The 2,690-nt window shown below is 69.4% G+C and carries 1 protein-coding gene; it reads right to left on the reverse strand.

The window, feature by feature from the left end:
* Positions 1–2,645 (reverse strand): condensation domain-containing protein (locus tag ACH4S7_RS36510; protein WP_398525740.1); only part of this gene is annotated, 2,645 nt, incomplete at its 3' end.
* Positions 2,646–2,690 lie beyond the last annotated feature (45 nt).

A 2,690-nucleotide genomic window follows, 5' to 3' on the forward strand; every position in this document is an offset into this window, starting at 1 on the left:
ACACCCGACACATACAACTCACCCACCACACCCGGCACCACCGGACGCAAACCCCCATCCAACACAAACACCCGCGTATTCCAAATCGGCCGACCCAGGGTCACCGCTCCCCCGGCGGTGAGCCGGCCGGCCGTGGACCAGATCGTGGTCTCGGTCGGGCCGTACAGATTGGTGACCTCACGGGCCCCGGCCGTCAGCGCGTCGGCCAGGGACGCCGAGAGGGCCTCGCCGCCGACCAGGACGCGCAGTCCGCGCACCGCGTCGGCGTCGCGCAGCAGAAGTTCCTGCCACAGTGCGGGAGTCGCCTGCATGACGGTCACTCCGGCGCTCTCGATGAGCGCGGCCGACGCGGACGGGTCCAGCACGAGTCCGTCCGCGCCGATCACCACCCCGGCGCCGGCCAGCAGCGGCAGCCAGACTTCCAGGCCCGCGATGTCGAAGGACCAGGTGGTGACGGCGAGCAGCCGGTCCCGCGGTCCCATCGGGAACCGTTCGCCCATGGCGAGCAGGAAGTTCATCAGCGAACGGTGCTCGATCAGGACGCCCTTGGGCCGCCCGGTGGAGCCCGAGGTGTAGAGCACATAGGCGGGATGACGCTCCCGCAGCGGGGCCGTACGCTCCGCGTCGGTCACATCGGCGGCGCCCTGGACCGCAAGGCCGTCGGCGACCCCGGGACCGTCCAGGACCAGGCGCGGTATGCCGGGGTCGGGCAGGGTCGCGGCGATGGCGGTGTCGGTGAGCAGCAGGGCGGGCGCGGCGTCGGTCAGGACGAGCCGGAGCCGTTCGGCCGGATGGGTGGGGTCGATCGGCAGATAGGCGGCGCCTGACTTGAGCACGGCGAGCAGCGCGACCAGCATCTCCGCCGAACGCGGCAACGCCAGCGCCACCAACCGCTCAGGACCCGCACCCAGCCCGATCAACCGCCGCGCCAACCGATTCGCCCGCGCGTTCAACTCCCCGTACGTCAGCTCCACACCACCCGACACCACCGCCACCGCGCCCGGCGACAGGGCGGCGCGCCGTTGGAACGCCTCGGGGAGGGAGAGAGCGGGCAGCGGCCTGGCGGTGTCGTTCCACTCGGTGAGGGTCAGGTGCCGCTCGGCGTCAGTGAGGATGTCCAGCTCCCCCACCGTACGATCCGGATCGTCCGCCACCTGCTCCAACAGCCGGACCAACCGGTCCGCCAACGACCGCGCCGTCGCCGCGTCGAAGACGTCCGCGCTGTACTCCAGGACTCCCTCGATGCCGTCGGGGGCCCCGGCTTGGGTATGCCGTTCGAAGACGGTGAGGGAGAGGTCGAGCTTGGCCGTGTCGGCGCCGACCGGCACCGCGGCCACATCGAGTCCTGGCAGGTGGAGTTCGGCCTCGGTGTTGTTCTGTAGGACGAGCATCACCTGGAAGAGCGGGTTGCGCCCCATCGAACGCACCGGATCCAACACCTCGACCAACCGCTCAAACGGCACATCCTGATGCTCGAACGCACCCAACGCCGTCTCCCGCGCCCGACCCACCAACTCCCGAAACACCGGATCACCCGACACATCCATCCGCAACACCAACGTATTCATAAAACAACCCACCAACTCATCCAACGCACCATCCGTCCGCCCCGCAATCGGCGAACCCACCGGCACATCCACCCCCGCACCCAACCGCGACAACAACGCCGCCAACCCCGCCTGCAACACCATGAACAACGACGCACCCGACTCCCGCCCCAACCTCACCAAACCCCCATGCGCCACCCCACCCAACCCAAACGGCACCACCCCACCCCGATGCGACGACACCACCGGACGCACCCGATCAAACGGCAACACCAACTCCTCCGGCACACCCGCCAACCGCCCACGCCAATACTCCAACTGACGCGCCACCACACTCCCCGCATCCGACTCCTCCCCCAACAACCCCCGCTGCCACAACGCATAATCCACGTACTGCACCGGCAACCCCTCCCACACCGGCACCCCACCCCCACACCGCGCCCCATACGCCCGCGACAGATCGTTCGTCAGTGGTGTCAGGGACCAACCGTCGGCGGCGATGTGGTGCACGACCAGGAGCAGGGTGTGCTCCGCCGCGCCGGTGCGGAACAGGACGGCGCGTACGGGGATGTCCACGGTCAGATCGAAACCGCGGCCCGCCTCACCCGCCAGGGCCCCCGACAACTCATGGGCCGCGACCCGCCGCACCCGCAGACCCGGCCACACCTCACCCGCCGCCAACACCACCTGCCGCGGCTCACCGTCCGACTCCGGAAACACCGTCCGCAGACTCTCGTGCCGCCCCACCACATCCGCCAACGCCCCATCCAACGCCACCACATCCAACCCACCCGACAACCGCACCGCGAACCGCATGTTGTAGGCGGCGGACTCGCGACCCTCCAGCCGGTTCAGGAACCAGAGCCGACGCTGCGCCGACGAGAGCGGCACAGTGGCCGGACGGAGTGCGGGGAGCAGTGCGGGACGGAAGACGGCGGAGTCGTTCCGGGCCCGGCCGGCGAGACCGGCGACGGTGGGCGCCTCAAAGACATCACGGATCGACAGGCCCGTATCGAGGGCCGTACGGGCGCGGCTGATGAGCTTGGTCGCGAGGAGGGAGTGGCCGCCGAGGTCGAAGAAACTGTCGTCGATCCCCACCCGCGGTAACCCCAACACCTCCGCGAACAGACCACACAACACCTC

Source organism: Streptomyces sp. NPDC020965 (assembly GCF_044333555.1).
Lineage (GTDB): Bacteria > Actinomycetota > Actinomycetes > Streptomycetales > Streptomycetaceae > Streptomyces.